Here is a 17,244-nt window from a genome sequence, read left to right on the forward strand (position 1 = left end):
GGCGGGAAACGAAGGCGTGGCAATGATTCAGTTCAAACTCCTGGGACCCGTGCAGCTGCACGTGCACGGCAAGATCGTGGACCTGGGTCCGCCCCGGCAGTGCAGCCTGATGGCCGCGCTGCTGGTGGATTCGGGCCGGCCGCTGTCGATCGACACCCTGATCGACCGGGTCTGGGGCGACTCCCCGCCGGCCGCCGCGCGCGACGCCGTCTACACCTATGTCGCCCGGCTGCGCGGTCTGCTCACCGAGGCCACCTCCGGCACCGGCGCGGAGCCGGTCCAGGTGCACCGCGGCCCCGGCGGCTACATGCTCTCCACCCCGCCGGAATCGGTTGACCTGTGGCACTTCATGGATCTGGTCGACCGGGCCCGCGCCACCGACATCGACGATCCCGACCGGGTCGAGCGGTTGTCGGCCGGGCTGAACCTGTGGAACGGCAGTGCCATGACGGGTCTGGACAGCGAATGGGCCCGGCGGCTGAGCGAATCCCTGCACCGGCTCAAGCACGAAGTGACCGCGGATTGGGCCGACGCGGAGATCAGGCGCGGCAATCATTCGCTGGTCATCAACCGGCTGCACACCACGCTGCTCGAGGATCCGCTGGTGGAGGGGTTGCAGGAGCGGCTGATTCGCGCCTACTTCCTCAATGGCGAGACCGCCCAGGCGCTGCGGCAGTACGAACTGGCGCGCCGGCTCATCGCCGACGAACTGGGCGCGGACCCGAGTCCGGGGATGCGGGATCTGCACAGCCGCATCCTGCGCGGCGACCCGCCCGAGCTGGACGCACCGGCCTACCCGCCGATCACCGTCCGCGCCGAATCCGGTGGACTTCGGCCGCACGGCCTGGCCGTCGCGCCCGATACGCTGCCGCTGGCTCCGCTCGGATTCAGCGGCCGGGACACCGAATTGGCGACGCTCACCGGCATGCTGACCGACGATCCCGCACCGCGGCCGGTGCTGGTGACCGGTGGCGCGGGGGTCGGCAAAACGGCGCTGGTCCTGCAGGCGGCCGACTGCCTGCGCGACCGCTTTCCCGAAGGACTGCTGTACGCCGACCTCGCCGAGGGGCCGTGCACCACCGCGGAGACGGTGCTCGGACGGCTGCTCACGGCGCTGGGCATACCGGCCGACGCCATGCCGAAGTCCTTGGCCGAGCGGGTCAACCTGTACCGGGCGCGGCTGGCGCATCGGCGGGTACTCGTCATTCTGGACAATGCCGCCACCGAATCCCAGGTCATCCCGCTGCTGCCCCCGGGCGGCGTGGGCACCGCTCTGATCACCAGCCGATTCGCCCTGGGGCTCACCACCGTTCGCACCTTCGTCCTGCACGAGCTGTCCCGCACCCAGGGGCTGCAGATGCTGGTCGCCACCGTCGGGCGCGCCCGCGTGCTGCCCGAATGGGAGGACGCCGGGACGGTCGCCGACCACTGCTCCGGCATTCCGCTGGCCTTGCGCGCCGTCGCCTGCCGCATGACCACGCGGCCCCATTGGACCTTCGCCCACATGCTCGCCCGGATCAGCGATGAACAGCGCCGCCTCGAAGTGGTGTCGTATCAGGCGCTGGACATGCGAGCGAGCCTCGATCTCACCTTCGACCGGCTCGACCCCACCGCCGCCGGATTGTTCCGGGAGCTCGGTCGCCGGTTACCGGCCGGAACCGAGTTCACCGCACCGGCATTGGCCGATCTGCGGGTCGATCAGGTGGAGGACGCCCTGGACCGTCTCGTCGACGCCTACCTGCTGTCCGAGGTCGGTCGCGACGATGCCGACCGCACCCGTTACCGAATGCTCGACATCCACCGCATCTATGCCAAGAACCTCGGAGACTGATCATGTCGCGTTCCGTGCAACACACCACCCCCTATCCATACCCGGACACCCTGTTCCATCGTGTCCTCGGCTCCCGCGACTATTGGGAGCAGCGCATTCGCGAAATCGACGGCCCCGACGCGGAGTTGGCCGCCTTCGATGCCGCGGACGGCCTGGCGATGGTCACCGTGAACACCGTCATCCCGGCCTCGGCGCTGCCCGGTCCGGCCGCGACCTTCCGGCCCCACGGGGTGCGCTACCGCTACAGCGAGTCGTGGAGCGAACCCGAGGACGGCGTGGCCCGGGGACGGATGCACGGGCAGGTGGAAGGTATGACCATCTCGCTCAACGCCGATCTGGTGGTGCGCCGCACGGAGATCGGTTGTGAGTTCACCATGTCGGGCTCGATCGAGGCGCGAGTTCCCTTGATCGGCAGGCTGATCGAGGCCGATATGAGCAAGACCTTCGCGAGCACCGCCGCCGCCATCGACGAATTCACGATGAAGTGGCTGGAGAACGCGGAATGAACGACCCGGTGCTGATTACCGGGGCGACCTCGGGACTCGGTCTGGAGACCGCGAAATGCCTGGCCGCCGAGGGTATTCCGCTGATCCTCGGATGCCGCGACCCACAGCGGGCCGAGACGGCGGTTCAGCGGATCCGCGCGCACGCGCCCGATGCCAGGATCGAACTGGTCGAACTGGAGCTGGCCTCGCTCGATTCGGTCGACGCGGCCGTGGCGGAACTGCGGCGGAAGAATCCGCGACTGGGCGCGATGGTGTGCAATGCCGGCCTCCAGATCGTGGACTCCGTGCGGACCTCGCAGGACGGCTACGAACTCACCTTCGCGGTGAATCACCTCGGGCATTTCGCGCTCGTCACCGGGTGCGCCGATCTACTCGCGCCGGGCGCGCGGGTCGTCGTGGTGTCCAGCGATGTGCACCAGGGGCCGCGCAAGTCCATGGGCTTCCCCGCGCCGCAATGGCGTCACCCTCGCGAGCTGGCGGACCCGGACGACCAGCGGGACTCCGGTGTGGACGGCCGAATCCGTTATGCCACCAGCAAACTCGCCAATGTCTACTTCACCCATGAGCTCGCGCGGCGTTGGCGCGACCGGGGTATCACGGTCAACGCCTTCGATCCCGGGCTGATGCCGCAGACCGGGCTGTCGCGCGGCTACCCGACTGTGGCCCGCATCGGATTCCGTTTCCTGGCACCGGTTCTCATTCGGGTCATGCCCATCGCCCGCACCGTCACCCGGTCGGCGGCGGACCTCGCCTGGCTGGTCACCGCACCCGAACTCGCCGACACCACCGGTAAATACTTCACGGGGGCGGCGGAGGTGCCCAGCGCACCGGAGTCCTACGACGAGGAGCGAGCCGCCGAACTCTGGCGGGTCTCCGAAGATCTGGTCCGGTCCGTGCGACACGTGCCGCCCGCCGAACGGCGGTGAGCCCCGTGCTGACTCGAATCGCGCTCTTCGCCCAGCACCGCGCGCGGGCCGTGCTGGCGATGGCGGGGCTGGCCGCCGTGCTCTGCTACGCCGTCGGCTGGTCCGCGCCGATGCACCTGCAGTCCGGTGGCTTCCAAGCGCCCGACTCCGAATCCACCTGGGTGGACCAGTATCTCGAACAGCATTTCCCGGGTGCCGCGCCGAACGTCGTGCTGCTGCTCACCGCGCCCGACGGCATCGACGGTCCGGCCGCCACCACGGTGGGAAAGCAGCTCACCGATGAACTGCGCGACTCGGATCTGCAAGGCGTGCAGTCGTATTGGAGCGTCGCGACCGAGATGCGGCCGGCCTTGCGCAGCAAGGATCAGCACAGCGCCGTCATCGTGGCCTTCGCGCGCGGCGATGACACCGCCGCGCCCAAGGTGGCCGACGCCATCGCCGAGAAGTACAACGGAACCCGAGACGGGGTCAGGATCCGGGCGGGCGGTGAAGCGGTCGCGCTCGCCCAGATGAGCCGCCAGGTGACCCTCGATCTGGTGCTCATCGAATCGATTGCCGTCCCGCTCGCCGGTATCGCCCTGGTGCTGGTGTTCGGCAGCCTGATCGCCTCCATGCTGCCGCTGCTGGTGGGTGTGGTGACAATCGGAGCGGCCCTGGCGGTCCTGCGCGGGCTGGCCGCCGTCGGGCATGTCTCGATCTTCGCGTTGAACATGACCACCGCGCTCGGGTTCGCGGTGGCGCTCGACTCCAGCCTGTTCATGGTGAGCCGGTTCCGGGAGGAGATCGCGGCGGGCGCGGACACCGTCGAGGCGGTGGTTCGCACGGTGCGCACAGCCGGGCGCACCGTGTTGTATTCCGGTCTGACCGTGGCCCTGTCGCTGTCCGCGCTGCTGGTGTTCCCGCTCTACTTCCTGCGCTCGTTCGCCTACGCGGGGCTGGCGGTGCTCGCGGCGGCGGTGTTCACCACGCTGCTGGTGCTCCCGGCGGCCCTGGCGCTCATGGGTTCCCGGGTCGACGCCTGGGATGTGCGGCGGTTCCTGCGCCGCCGTCTCGGACGCCCCGACGCCGTACCCGTTCCCGTCGAAGACGACCGCTGGTACCGCTTCGCCATGGGTGTGATGCGCCGTCCCGTGCTGTGGATCACCGCCGTGGTAGCGGTCCTGCTGCTGCTCGGATCGCCATTCCTGACCGTCCGTTTCGGCTGGGCCGACGATCGGGTGCTCGCCGCCGGCTCCAGCCGCGATGTCGGCGACGCTTCCCGATCCGACTTCTCCGAGAACCTGACCGCGGGCATCCTGGCGATCCTGCCCGATGATCACGGCGACACCACGGGGGTCGGCGACTACGCGAAGACTCTGTCCCAGATTCCCGATGTCACCTCGGTGCTGTCCAGCGCCGGGGCCTACGCCGGCGGATTCCAGGTGGCCGGACCACAATCCGCGCTGACCGGGGACGCGGGCACGTATCTGCGGATCGGCACCCGCCTCGACCCGTATTCGACGGCGGCGACCACTCAACTCGACCGCCTGCGCGCGGTCCCCGCCCCGGGCCGGGTGCTCTTCGGCGGCCCGGCGGCCCGCAATGCCGACTCGGTGTCCACACTGGCCCGGCGAGTTCCCCTGGCACTGAGCATTATCGCGGTGTCGATGTTCCTGGTGCTGCTGATGTTCACCCGCAGTGTGGTGCTGCCGATCAAGGCACTGGCGCTGACGGTGCTGTCGCTGACGGCCACCTTCGGCGCGATGGTGTGGATCTTCCAGGACGGGCACCTCTCGGGCGCACTGGGATTCACCTCGACCGGCTATCTGGTCCCGACCATGCCGATCCTGATGTTCTGCCTGGCATTCGGCGTATCCATGGACTACGAGGTGTTCCTGCTGTCACGCATTCGTGAGGAGTATCTCGCCTCCGGCGCGACCGATCGCGCCGTCGCCGTCGGAATCGCACGCACCGCACGGATATTCACGGCCGCGGCGACCTTGCTGGCCATCGCCTTCGTCGGCATGGTGTTCTCCGGGGTGTCGTTCGTCCAGCTCTTCGGCCTGGGACTCACCCTGGCCGTGCTGGTCGACGCGACGATCATCCGCACCATCCTGGTCCCGGCCCTCATGCAGGCCATGGGCCGCCTCAACTGGTGGGCTCCCGGCCGGCGACATCCGGAACCAGCCACCGTCCGAGGGTAAAACCCCATGAACCGGGTGGGGTCTGGCGTTATCGCCGGGCCCACCCGGTGGGGAGGCTGCCGGGCGGCACGGACTTCGATTGTCGTCAGCGGTCACCACTCGGGATCAGCGTGGTAGATCTCGCGGTATTCCTTGGCGAAGGTGCGGCGGCCGAGCAGACGCCAGGCGAGCCGGGCGGGGAGCGGCAGCTCGGCGAGGAGTTTCCGGCGATCGGTGTCGGGGACGTCCTGCAGGATGAAGCCGAGGAAGATCAACTGGCGATCCTTGGGCAGGTGCTCGCGGCCGCGTTCGCCGAGAGCCTGCCATTCGAGCACGGTCATCACGTTCTCGACCACGGGGAGGATGTGCCGCTCCTCCTCGGTCATGTGCTCGTCGAGGGCATCGGAGAGCGCCCGCAGCGTGGCTGCGAGCTGGTCCCGAACCGATGGGTCTGCGGCAGTGGCGAACTCGGCCCCCTCGCGGTGGGCGCGATCGGTGAGTTCGGAGATCCGCTCGTGCTGTTCCTCCATACGCAGCACCAGGGCGGAGTCCGCGGGGGCGCGCTCGAGCAGGATCGGCCACATGAGCTCGTCCTCGCCGGTGTGGTGGTGGCGCAGGCCGGTGCCGAGTTCGTCGAGGAAGGCCAGCAGGCGGCGGGCACGCTCGACGTCTCCGGACGACACCGCCGCGACGAGGCCGGGTAGAGCGCTGAAGTGCCTGCGGAAAGCATTGTGTACGACGATCATGTCGTAGGTGTCGGGGCGGCCGGGTGCGATATCGGTGGTGCTCATGCTGTGCTCCTTGCTGTCGGGTGCCGAGGCGACTATGTGGCCCGCGGCTTGCAGCCCACTTGCAGGGCATTGCGTCGGGGCCCGTCCTAGACTTGGCCCGTCATGATTCGGATTCGGGTACTCGGCGCGCTGACCGCGGCGGACGGGCGTGGCGAACTCGATCTCGGCGGCCCACGGCAACGCGGCGTGCTGGCGCGTCTGCTGGTCGCGCGGGGTGAGGTGGTGCCGATCGATCGCCTGATCGATGATCTGTGGCGAGGTGAACCGCCGCCGCGGGCACTCGGCGCATTGCAGGCCTACGTCTCCAACCTGCGGCGGTTGCTGGAGCCGCAGCGGGCGCCGCGCACGCCCGCCACCGTTCTGATCAGCCGGACCCCGGGCTACGCAGTGCGTTTCGACGCCGAGGACGTGGACGCGTGGTGCTTCGTGTCCGAACTGGAAGCTGCTGGGCGGCAAGGCGATCCGCGCGAGCGACGACAGACGCTGGAACACGCGCTGGCCCACTGGCAGGGCCCCGCCTACGCCGCCTTCGCGGCCGAGCCGTGGGCGACCGCGGAAGCGGCGCGGCTGGAGGAATTGCGGCTGGGCGCACGCGAGAAACTCGCGGCCGCCCTGCTCGAGCTGGACGAGCCGGCGCTCGCCGCGGCCGAGGCCGAGGTATTGAGCAGGGAGCACCCGCTCCGTGAGGAGGCGTGGCGGCTGACAGCGCTGGCTCGATATCGCGCGGGCCGCCAGGCCGACGCGCTGAGCGCCCTGCGGCAGGCCCGCAGCGTTCTCGCGGCCGAACTCGGCATCGATCCGGGCCCGGCTCTGACGCGGCTGGAGTCGGACATTCTCGCGCAACGAATCCCGCTGTGCGAGCCGGTGATTCCACTCCAGGAGACACTTTCCGCGGCCATCGTGACCGGAAGCACCCCACCTGCCGGACCGGGTCCCGAATTGTTCGGCCGCACAGCGGAACTCGCCGCGCTGCGGGAAGCGGCCGCCGGCACCGGGCCCCGGTCGGCGACCGTGGCGGGCGAAGCGGGCAGCGGGAAATCGACTCTGCTGCGGCACGTCGACGCTGCCTTGCGCGCGTCGGGGCACCGGGTGGTGATCGGGCGCTGCCCGGAGGACGACGCCGCTCCGTCGGCTTGGCCATGGGTCGAGATCCTGCGCGCCCTGGCCCGTGAGCATGATCCCGGAGGCTTCGCGCCCGCCCTGGCGCCGCTGCTCACCGACGGCGCCGACGCACCGGACTCCGGCCACGCCCACGGCCGCTTCCTGATGCATCGGGCGGTATGCGACTACCTCACCGCCGTCGCCGCCGACGCTCCGCTGGCGATCCTGCTCGATGACGTACACCGAGGAGACACCGAGACAGCGGCGCTGCTCACCGCGGTGGCGACCCAGGTGCCCGGGCTCGTCGTGATCGGCTACCGTCCGGACGAAGTGCCGCCGGCCTTGGCCGACACGCTCGCCGCCCTGGCCACCTCCGTCCGCGCCCGGGTTCACCTGCGCGGCCTCGGCGTCGAAGACAGCGGTCGCCTGATCACCGCCCTGACCGGCAGCACACCGGCGTCCGCCGTGGTCGCGACCTTGCACGAGCGCACCGGCGGAAATCCGTTCTATCTCGTCGAGGTCGCGCGTCTGCTGCAGAGCGAGGGCGAGCTGGTAGCCGCGTCGGAGGTGCCGGCGGGCGTGCGGGATGTGTTGCGCCGCAGGTTTTCCCGGCTTCCCGAGACCGGGGTGGCGCTGCTGCGCCTGGCCGCGGTGATCGGCCGTGAGTTCGATCTCGCGGTGCTGGTGCACGCGGCCGAGGTATCCGAGGACGAGGTGCTGGACGCGGTGGAAGCCGGGGTACTGGCCGGGCTTCTGGACGAACCCGCCAGCGGCCGAGCGCGTTTCACACACGTGCTGGTGCGTCAAACGCTGCTCGGCGATCTGTCCCGGATCCGCCGCGACCGATGGCATCGACGGGTCGCCGCCGCGATCGAGGAGATCGATCCGGGCGATCTCGCGGCCCTGGCCCACCACTACGGCGAGTCGGTGAGCCCGGAGACGGCACGACGGGCCGCCGACTACGCCGTGGCGGCAGCCGAACAGGCCGAGCGGCGCTACGCCCACGACGTCGCCGCGGCCGGGTACGAACGCGCGGCCGCGGCCCTCGAGCGCCGCGCGGGCGCCGATACCGTCGAGGAACGGGTCGCGATGCTGTGCCGGGCGGGTCGCAGCCATCGCGCCGGTGGAGCTGGGCTCGCCGCTCGCAGCGCTCGGCATCGGGCCGCGGCGCTGGCCGAGGAGGTCGGCCGGACCGATCTGCTGGTACGGGCGTTCACCGCCTGGGAGACACCCACCCCGTGGATGAATCGGCAATGGGGCGTGGTCGAGCACCGGGTCGTCGGTTGGATAGAGGACGCGCTCCGTTACCCCGGCCTCACTCCCGCCGACCGGTGCCGGCTGCTGGTGACCCTGGTCGACGAGATCGGCAGCGACGCAGGCGAACCCGCGGCGGTGGCCGCCGCTCAGGCGCAGGCCCCGGCCCGCGAACTCGGTGACGACGCCCTGCTCGCTCCCGCGCTGCAAGCCATGGCCTCGCTCTACGACTCGCCGGACCGCAGCCCGCTCGGGGCCGAGCTGATCGAGGTCGGGCGGCGCACCGACCGCGGCGAATACCTGCTCCTCGGGCATACGGTCGCGATCCAGGCCGCCGCATCCACGGCCGACATCGCCACCGTCCGCGAGCATCTCGAGGCGGCCACCGTGCTGGCCGACCGTTATCAGTGGCGGCAGGCGCAGGTGGCGAACACGATGGCACGCGGGCTGGTGGCCCTCACGACCGGTGACCCCGACACAGCCGAGCAGCATTATCTACGAGCCAATGAAATGCTCACCCGCGCGGGCATTCTCAATGCGAGCGGGATCCTGGGCATGGCGCTGTTCGTGGTGCGGCTGCACCAGGGCCGCGCCGGTGAACTGGTCGAGATGGCCAGAGAATTCGCCGACAGCGCCGTCCCCGCGACCGTCGACGCCATGGTGGATTTTCTGGTGCTGGCCCTGCTCGCGGCCGGCGACCGGATGGAAGCGGCCCGGGTCTGGCGCCGGGCCCGGCCGATCCGCGACCACGTGTTCCGATCGCTGTTCCTCTCACTGCGCGGCATGGTGGTCGCGACGCTGGGCACGGCCGACGAGGCCGCCACGCTCTACCGCGATCTGCTTCCCTTCCGCGACTGGCTCGGTGGCGCGGACACCGGTTCCTACTCGGTCGGTCCGGTCGACACCGTCCTCGGTGACCTGGCGGCCCGGCACGGGGATGCCGGGCTCGCCACCGAGCACTACCGGGCCGCGCTCCGCGTCGCCCAACGCTGTGGCAACCCGACTTGGATTGCGGCTGCGGCCGAACGCCTCGAGCACTGACGCTTCACTGGTCGCTCACAAGCCGGCCCCGGACCATCACTTCCGACGATCCCGACCGACCGAGGAGTACCCCGTGCCGCATACCCGCCGCTTTCGCGCGGCCACCGATCTGTACCTGAAGACCACGACCACCGCGCACCGCAAACTGCTCGACCTCAGCGGCGGCCGCGTCGGCACCCGATTCAAGAAGATGCCCACCCTGGCCCTCACCACCACGGGACGGCGAACAAGTTTGCCGCGCACCGTGATTCTCACCGTTCCCGTCGTGGAGGACGACAGCTATCTGATCGTCGCTTCGCGGGCCGGAGACGACATCTCCCCGGACTGGTTCCACAACCTGTGCGCCGATCCCGCGGTCGAGGTGTCGTTCCAGCACGGCGTGAAGCAACCGATGACCGCCCGCGTGCTCACCCCGCAGGAACGCGACGGCCGGTGGCCACAGGTCGTCGCGGCATACCCGGGGTACCAGACCTACCAGAAGCGGACCGCCCGGCAGATCCCCTTGGTCCTGCTCTACCCACGCGGGTGAGCGACGTCGCCGCCTCGCAGGAAAAAAACAGAGCCGCAGGTCGATGACCTGCGGCTCTTGTTCTTTGGACCTGACGGACCAGCATACGAACCGAGCGGTGCTGGTGAACGGACCAGACATCACGATCCGTGCGATAGGTACCCGGCCACGGTCAGCAGGCGGCGACACAATATGACCCGGAACCCATCACAACCGGCAAGCCGTCGACCTACCTGTTTTGTTACACAGGACGGTTCAGTCGTCCTGGAGCAGCAGCCGAAACGACGGGTGAGCGGGTGTCAGGGGCCGGACAGCGCGAAAGTTCTTCTCATCCAACGTCAGTATGTCGTTGGTGAGGTAGCGCTCGGCCAGAACCACGGTGACCGCGTCGGCAAGATCGAGGCGGAGCCCGCGGTAGTGCTCGATGATCTTCTGCGCAACTCGGAGATCATCGCGGTCCACGGCCGGAACGAGCACCGAGCCCTCCTCGGCAGAGGTGAGCAAGTCATCGAGTACGAGATCGGCTGTACGGCGGTCTTTTCCGAATCGCGCGATCAGCAGATGATCGATCTCATCGAGGACCAATGGCGAAACAACCGCGACAGAGGTAGCGAGGTACTCACGGGCCTTCTCGTGCAACTCAGCGGCACGATCGTAGGCAGCGATGATGGCCGAAGTGTCGGCGATGAAGAAGCTCACTCGCCGTATGCCTCCCCGAGCAGATCCTCACTATTGGCCGCGAACCCGGGATCGCCGGAATCGAACGACGGCCACGGGCGAGTACGACGAACCCTGTGCGCCCGTAGCAGCACGAGGTCGATTCCCTCCCGAATCAGGTCGGCCTCCGACCGCCCCGACGATTCCGCAGCCTCTTTCAACCGCGCAGCCTGCTCGGGATCGAGATACACGCTGGTCTTGGCCTTCATAAACGTAGGGTACCGCGTAGGGCACCTACCGGGTTCGCGCAATGCCGGAATAGCAACAGAGCCGCAGGTCTTTGACCTGCGGCTCTGTCATTCTGTGGAGCTAAGGGGACTCGAACCCCTGACCCCCACACTGCCAGTGTGGTGCGCTACCAGCTGCGCCATAGCCCCATGTTCACTTCTCCGCCAGCGGGGCGTTGCCCTGCTTGCTTGAACGAAGTTACACGACTGGTGTCGAACAAACCAAATCGCCTGCACAGAGGCTGGCGGCGGCAATCTTCTCGATGTAGTCTCGAACGCATGTTCGATAGCCGAGAGGTGGAGGCGATGGGCGAGGAAGAGCTGATCGACGCGCTGCGGCGAGCACACGGGTCGGCGGCGTTCGCACAGGCGGCGGAAATCACGGCGGTGCGGGAGGTGTATCGCCGGCATCGGGCCGGGAATGCCGCGCCGGGGGTGGGCGGCGTGCGTGCCGGGGAGTTCGCCGCGGCGGAGATCGCCGTGGCGGTGCACGTGTCGGAGGCGGTGGCGGCAGCTCTCATCGATATCGGGTTGGCGCTGGATTCCCTACCGCAGACCAAACACGCCTTCGCGGCCGGGCGGATCGACCTGTCACGGGTGCAGGTGATCGCGGACAGTCTGCGCGGCTTGCCGCACGAGGTGCGAGAAGTGCTGGAGCCCAAGCTGATCGAGGCGGCTCTGCGCTCGGATCCGGCCCGATTACGTCAGACCGCCCAGCGCTGGGTCACCCGCCTGGACCCCGAGGGCGAGACCCGCCGCCGCGAGGAGCGCGAGCAGGACCGCGACGTCCGCATTCGCGCGGTACAGGACGGCATGGCCGTATTCGACGGCCTGCTGCCCGCCGCGGGCGCCCAGGCGCTCGCCATGCGGCTACGCGAAATGAGCCTCCAGGTCTGTGAGGCCGATCCCCGCACCATGTCCCAGCGCCGCACCGACGCGCTGGTCGCGCTCGCCGACGGCTCCGGCCGCCTGCGCTGCGGCTGCGGCCGAGGACTCGACTGCCCCAAGGCCGATGCCCCCACCACGCCCCGCCGCCCGCTGATCCAGGTCGGGGTCTCCGCCGAAACCCTGCTGGGTCTGCGCGACGATCCGGCCTTCCTCGCCGGCTACGGCCCCATCGACGGCGCCCTCGCCCGCACCCTTGCCGAACACGCACGTTTCCAGGTGATTCCGGAGTACTTCCCGAACGAAGCCGCCCAGGAGGCGAACGCGACGGACGGAGCTGCCCCCCAGCGCGCCGAACCGGCCGACGCGCCGGGCCCCCGCACCGCGCGCCGACCGGAGTCACGGACCGTCCCGGTCCGGCAGGCTCCCTGGGAACGCGCCATGACCGCCCTGGATGCGAAACCCGTGGCGGTACGCGCTTTTTCGAGCGCGCCACCCCGTGAGGTCCGCGCCGTAGATGGCCTGTGCCGCTTCCCCGGCTGCACCATGCCCGCGGCGGAAACCACCCTGGTCCAGTTCGAGCCGCACTCCTCCCGCGGCGCCACGGGCCCGAATCCCGCCTACCGCGCCGTCCTGTGCACCCATCACCATCGGCTGAAGCTACTGGCCGACAAGGGCAAACACCCCTGGCGCGTCTATCTCTCGGATACCGATCGCATGCGCTGGATCGACCCCAGTGGCGAGTCACACGAAACCGTCCGCGAAGGTGCGCGCTACCTGTTCCCGCACACCGATATCGACGCACCCGCCAGGCCACACCCCTTGCGCGTCGTTCCCGACCCCATCGAAACCGCGACGGCCGGAGCACCTTTCACCCAGGACCTGGCCTACCCGATGGAATCCCACATCCTCATCCACCCCCAGCTGTCCCGCGCCACCCCGGACAACGACATCCCCGAAACCCCCACCCGAGCCGCATCGCGCTGACCCGCAAGATCTCCTCCCCGACCAAGGAGCCGAGCCCCAGCCCGGCTCCCTCCCCGGGGTGCGGCTCACTTCTCCGTTCCCCCGAGGGCCGCACCCCACCCATTCCACCGGCGTGCGGTGGTGCACAAGAACATCCGAATTCCTGTGCACCACTGCATGTTCTGACCCACCACTGCATGCTGGTCGCATGAGCGACCACGAATCGAGCCCGAAAGCCGACCTGCGGGACCCACTTCTGTTGGAGCAGCGGCGGCAACTCCTGCGGGATCGGCTGCAGACCCTCCGCGCGGACCTGGCGGACCTGACCGCCGCCTACCGCGATCTCCCCGACTCCGGCCTGCTGCTCGATACACCGGGCACCGGCGCACTCACCACCCCGGCCTACTGCATCGCCGGCGCCGCCGAGGTGTTCGACGAGGCCCTCATCGAACTCGACGCCGCCGAGGACGCACTGGGCCGGGCAGCCACCTACACAGGTCGTCTGCGCCGGCCCATCCTCGACGTCTGAAGCCTTACCGCCCAGCCTATTTCGCGGCGTCGAGGACCCAGTTCTTGTTGTTCACGTCGATCTTCTTGCCGTCGATGAAGACCGACGGGGTGGCGGCGCGATTGTTGAGGGCGTCGTTGAGGGCCTTCAGCGCGGCTTCGGCGTGGGCGCGGGCTGTGTCGGCGCGGTCGCCGGAGGTGATGCACTTGGCGACGTCGTCACCGGCGCCCGCCTCCTTGGCGATGGCGGCCAGTTCCTTGTTGTCGTGGTCGGAACCGCCCTCGGCGGGCTGCTTGGTGGTGAACAGCAGCGAGTGGAACTTCGAGTAGACCGGACCGTCACCGGCCTGGGCGACGCACTCGTTGGCGGCGACGGCGCGGGTGGAGTAGTCCTTGCTGCTCGACTTCGAGTCGAGGAAGTTCACCAGGCGGTACCGCACCGCGATCTTGCCGAGGTCGACCTGCTGGGCGATCTCCTGCCCGTAGATCTTCTCCAGCTGGCCACACGCCGGGCACAGCGGATCCTCATAGATGTCAATGGTTTTCGCATTGGGCTTGCCCAGCACAATGGCCCCGTCGGAATCCAGCGCCACCGACACCGCAGCATCGTGCACCGGACCGTATCCGTCGTTGCGCACCTCGTCCCCGCCGCCGCGATTCCACAGGTAGAGGGCCGCCACGATCACCACGACCACGACAACGGCCAGCCCGGCCAGCGCGTAGGTGGTCTTGCTCGAGACCGGCCGCGGTGTGTGATTCGAAGTCGGTTTGCTCACCCGCAACACTCTGCCCGACGCCCCCACCCGAGCAACACCCACCCCGCCCCACCAAAATCTGATGCCGGCCCGCTAGACGGCGGACGCGGCGGGTTCTTTCCGGCGGAGGGTTTCCGGTACCAGCAGCCAGACCGCCGATGCCGAGGCCAGTAGGACGCCGGTTACACCGAGGGCCACGCCGTAGGAGACGCGGTCGGCGAGCATGCCGATGGCGTAGGGGCCCAGGAAGGTGCCCAGGTCGGCGGACATCTGGTAGCCCGCGAGGACCGGGCCGCCTCGGGTGCCGGGGCCGATGATGTCGGCGACCGCCGCTTGCAGGGCCGGGGTGAACATGCCGGAGCCGATGCCCGCCACGCAGGAGGCGGCCAGAAGCCAGGCGAGGGTGGGGGCGAGGCCGATGCCCGCGGTGCCGACGGCGCAGACCAGGGTTCCCGCGATGAGGAAGGGCTTGCGGCCCAGCGTGTCCGACCACCGCCCGGACAGGAACAGGACCGAGGCATTGCCGAGGGCGAAGGCGGTCAGGGCCACGCCTGCGAGGGCGGCGTCCTGCTTCAGGACCTCCACCACGATGAGCGGCACCAGCGCCATGCGCACACCGAAAACGGCTGCGCCATTGCCGAAGTTTGCCCACAGCGCGGCCCGGTAGGCGGGCCGGGCCAGTCCCTCGCGGAAGGTCATCACGGGCGTGCCGTTCGACTTCTCCGGCAGGGCCAGCGGGGAATCCCGCAGCGCCACATAGACGATGAGGCTGGCTATCAGCAGCGCCACGCAGTAGATGAGGAACGGCGCGCGCAGGCCGAGGAAGGACAGCGCACCGCCGACCAGCGGCCCGCTGATCGAGCCGATCAGGAAGCTCGTCGAGTACACCCCCGACACCCGCCCTCGTTCGGCGGGCGGCGACATCCGGATGACCAGCCCCAGCGAGGACACCGTGAACATCGTCGACCCGATCCCACCCAGCGACCGCAATACCAGCAGCTGCCAATAACTCTGGGCCAGCGCACACGCACCGGTCGACACCGCCACGATCAACAGCCCGGTCAGATAGACCGGCCGCTCCCCCAGCTTCTGCAGCAGCCGCCCCGCGAGCGGTGCGAAGATCAACCGCATCAACGCGAACGCGCTCACGATGAACGAGGCCGCGGCCACCCCCACATCGAAACTCCGCGCGAACTGCGGCAACGCCGGCGCCACCAACCCGAACCCGATAGCGATCGTGAACGCCGACCCCACCAGCACCCAGATCTCCACCGGCAGCCGATGCCGCCCGCCCACCGGCCCCTCGACCTCATTCACCACAACGCACCGCCCACCCGGATCCGCCCGGCGCACACACCAATCCATCCATTCGCCACACCTGATCGAAGACCGCGCTATTCACCCGTGAGGGCGTGTCCGACGATCTCCTCGGCCGCGGCCTGGACCTGCGCGAGGTGCTCCGGCCCCTGGAAGGATTCGGCGTAGATCTTGTACTTGTCCTCGGTGCCCGACGGGCGGGCGGCGAACCAGGCGTTCTCGGTGGTGACCTTGACGCCGCCGAGGGCCGCGCCATTGCCGCGGGCGCGGGTCTGGATGCCGGTGACGGATTCGCCGGCGATTTCGGCCGCAGTGATCATGTCGGGCGTCAACGCCGCCAGGCGGGTCTTCTGTTCCGGGGTGGCGGTGGCGTCGACGCGGGCGTAGGCGGGTGAGCCGTAGCGTTTTTCGAGTTCGGTGTAGCGGGTGGACGGACTCTGCCCGGTGACGGCGGTGATCTCCGCGGCCAGCAGCGCGAGCAGGATGCCATCCTTGTCGGTGGTCCACACGGTGCCGTCCATGCGCAGGAACGACGCGCCCGCGGATTCCTCGCCGCCGAAAGCCAGGCTGCCACTGAACAATCCGGGCACGAACCACTTGAACCCGACCGGCACCTCGTACACGTCGCGGCCGAGTACGCCGACCACCCGGTCGATCATGGAGGATGTCACCACCGTCTTGCCGATCTTGGTGAGCGCGTCCCATCCCATCCGGTTGGCGATCATGTACTCGATCGCCACCGCCAGGTAATGGTTCGGATTCATCAGTCCCGCATCGGGAGTCACGATCCCGTGCCGGTCCGCGTCCGCGTCGTTGCCGGTAGAAATGTCGTAATCGTCGCGAATCGCCACCAGCGAGGCCATGGCGTACCGCGACGAGGGATCCATCCGGATCCGCCCGTCGGAGTCCAGTGTCATGAACCGCCAGGTCGGATCGACGAACGGATTCACCACCTCGAGTTCGAGGTCGTACCGCTGCCCGATCTCCTCCCAGTAGTCCACCGAGGCCCCGCCCATGGGGTCCGCGCCCAGCCGAATCCCGGCGCCCCGAATGGCGTCCAGGTTCAGCACATTGGGTAGGTCCGAGATGTAGCGGTCCAGGTAGTCGTAGCGCTCGACATTGCCGGCCAGCGCCTGCGTCAGCGAGGTGCGCTTGACGTCGGCGAGCCCGGTGCGCAGCAGCTCGTTCGCGCGCGCTGCGATGGCGTCGGTGGCGATGGTGTCGGCGGGACCGCCGTGCGGCGGGTTGTATTTGAACCCCCCATCACGCGGCGGATTGTGCGAGGGCGTCACCACGATGCCGTCGGCCTGGTGCCGGGTCCCGCCCCGATTGTGCCGCAGCACGGCGTGGCTCAAAGCCGGTGTGGGCGTGTACCTGTCGCGCGAGTCGATGACGGCGGTGACGTCATTGGCGGCCAGCACCTCCAGCGCGGTGGTCCAGGCGGGCTCGGACAGCGCGTGCGTATCCCGTGCCAGATACACCGGCCCGGTGATGCCACGCGAGGCACGGTATTCCACGATCGCCTGGGTGATGGCCAGGATGTGCGCCTCGTTGAAGGCGCAGTCCAGGCTCGACCCGCGATGCCCGGAAGTGCCGAAGGACACCAGTTGCGCGGGATCCGACGGATCCGGAATCCGGCTGTAGTAGGCCGTCACCAGGTGCGCGATGTCCTCGAGGTCCGTGGCCCGTGCCGGTCGTCCGGCTCGATCGTGGGCCATGCTCGCACCCCCCTTCCGTATCGCCTGCGCCC

At 69.1% G+C, this 17,244-nt stretch carries 14 protein-coding genes and 1 tRNA gene; 8 read left to right on the plus strand and 7 right to left on the minus strand.

Annotation, left to right across the window (positions count from 1 at the left end; translation table 11 throughout):
- Positions 1-22: 22 nt before the first annotated feature.
- From ACQP1O_RS34495 to ACQP1O_RS34510, 4 genes are read left to right on the plus strand one after another with little or no spacing between them, the layout of a single operon-like run.
- Positions 23-1,831, plus strand: coding sequence for a BTAD domain-containing putative transcriptional regulator (locus ACQP1O_RS34495; protein WP_433562542.1), 1,809 nt, complete (start codon positions 23-25; stop codon positions 1,829-1,831).
- Positions 1,832-1,833: 2 nt separating this feature from the next.
- The gene (locus tag ACQP1O_RS34500) at positions 1,834-2,337 is read left to right on the plus strand and encodes a DUF2505 domain-containing protein (protein WP_433562543.1); all 504 of its coding nucleotides are present in this window, start codon (positions 1,834-1,836) and stop codon (positions 2,335-2,337) included.
- Positions 2,334-3,263 (plus strand): SDR family NAD(P)-dependent oxidoreductase, encoded by a 930-nt coding sequence (locus ACQP1O_RS34505; RefSeq protein ID WP_433562544.1) that lies wholly within the window; start codon positions 2,334-2,336, stop codon positions 3,261-3,263. The genes ACQP1O_RS34500 and ACQP1O_RS34505 overlap by 4 nt, the downstream gene beginning before the upstream one ends.
- A 5-nt stretch (positions 3,264-3,268) precedes the next feature.
- Positions 3,269-5,446 carry an MMPL family transporter gene (locus ACQP1O_RS34510; protein ID WP_433562545.1) on the plus strand — a complete coding sequence of 726 codons (2,178 nt, stop codon included), beginning with the start codon at positions 3,269-3,271 and terminating at the stop codon, positions 5,444-5,446.
- 92 nt (positions 5,447-5,538) lie between these two features.
- On the opposite strand, the gene ACQP1O_RS34515 is transcribed toward ACQP1O_RS34510, so the two are convergent.
- Positions 5,539-6,216: a hemerythrin domain-containing protein gene (locus ACQP1O_RS34515; RefSeq protein WP_433562546.1), complete on the minus strand. Its 678-nt coding sequence runs from the start codon at positions 6,214-6,216 to the stop codon at positions 5,539-5,541.
- 102 nt (positions 6,217-6,318) lie between these two features.
- Here ACQP1O_RS34515 and ACQP1O_RS34520 point away from each other — a divergent pair, with 102 nt between their 5' ends.
- Both ACQP1O_RS34520 and ACQP1O_RS34525 read left to right on the plus strand, forming a co-directional pair.
- Positions 6,319-9,612 (plus strand): BTAD domain-containing putative transcriptional regulator, encoded by a 3,294-nt coding sequence (locus ACQP1O_RS34520; RefSeq protein ID WP_433562547.1) that lies wholly within the window; start codon positions 6,319-6,321, stop codon positions 9,610-9,612.
- Positions 9,613-9,685: 73 nt separating this feature from the next.
- Positions 9,686-10,141, plus strand: coding sequence for a nitroreductase family deazaflavin-dependent oxidoreductase (locus ACQP1O_RS34525; protein ID WP_433562548.1), 456 nt, complete (start codon positions 9,686-9,688; stop codon positions 10,139-10,141).
- Positions 10,142-10,375: 234 nt separating this feature from the next.
- Here the strand turns inward: ACQP1O_RS34525 and ACQP1O_RS34530 are convergent, their stop codons facing one another.
- The 3 genes from ACQP1O_RS34530 to ACQP1O_RS34540 form a co-directional block, all read right to left on the minus strand.
- Positions 10,376-10,819, minus strand: coding sequence for a PIN domain-containing protein (locus ACQP1O_RS34530; protein WP_433562549.1), 444 nt, complete (start codon positions 10,817-10,819; stop codon positions 10,376-10,378).
- Positions 10,816-11,046 carry a ribbon-helix-helix domain-containing protein gene (locus ACQP1O_RS34535; protein ID WP_433562550.1) on the minus strand — a complete coding sequence of 77 codons (231 nt, stop codon included), beginning with the start codon at positions 11,044-11,046 and terminating at the stop codon, positions 10,816-10,818. Before ACQP1O_RS34535 ends, ACQP1O_RS34530 begins: the two co-directional genes overlap by 4 nt.
- Before the next feature lie 95 nt (positions 11,047-11,141).
- A tRNA-Ala gene (locus ACQP1O_RS34540) sits at positions 11,142-11,214 on the minus strand.
- Positions 11,215-11,343: 129 nt separating this feature from the next.
- Here ACQP1O_RS34540 and ACQP1O_RS34545 point away from each other — a divergent pair.
- Together ACQP1O_RS34545 and ACQP1O_RS34550 are read left to right on the plus strand one after the other, a co-directional pair.
- Positions 11,344-12,936, plus strand: a complete 1,593-nt coding sequence (locus tag ACQP1O_RS34545; RefSeq protein WP_433562551.1) for a DUF222 domain-containing protein — start codon at positions 11,344-11,346, stop codon at positions 12,934-12,936.
- A gap of 187 nt (positions 12,937-13,123) precedes the next feature.
- Complete coding sequence (locus ACQP1O_RS34550; RefSeq protein ID WP_433562552.1) at positions 13,124-13,444, plus strand: hypothetical protein; 321 nt, start codon at positions 13,124-13,126, stop codon at positions 13,442-13,444.
- Between the two features lie 16 nt (positions 13,445-13,460).
- Here the strand turns inward: ACQP1O_RS34550 and ACQP1O_RS34555 are convergent, their stop codons facing one another.
- From ACQP1O_RS34555 to pgm, 3 genes are all read right to left on the minus strand, one after another.
- Complete coding sequence (locus tag ACQP1O_RS34555; RefSeq protein ID WP_433562553.1) at positions 13,461-14,198, minus strand: DsbA family protein; 738 nt, start codon at positions 14,196-14,198, stop codon at positions 13,461-13,463.
- A 72-nt stretch (positions 14,199-14,270) separates the two neighbouring features.
- Positions 14,271-15,494 carry an MFS transporter gene (locus ACQP1O_RS34560; RefSeq protein ID WP_433562554.1) on the minus strand — a complete coding sequence of 408 codons (1,224 nt, stop codon included), beginning with the start codon at positions 15,492-15,494 and terminating at the stop codon, positions 14,271-14,273.
- Positions 15,495-15,571: 77 nt separating this feature from the next.
- On the minus strand, positions 15,572-17,212 hold the full coding sequence (pgm, locus tag ACQP1O_RS34565) for a phosphoglucomutase (alpha-D-glucose-1,6-bisphosphate-dependent) (RefSeq protein ID WP_433562555.1): 1,641 nt from the start codon (positions 17,210-17,212) through the stop codon (positions 15,572-15,574).
- Positions 17,213-17,244 lie beyond the last annotated feature (32 nt).

Source organism: Nocardia sp. CA-151230 (assembly GCF_050942175.1).
GTDB lineage: Bacteria > Actinomycetota > Actinomycetes > Mycobacteriales > Mycobacteriaceae > Nocardia.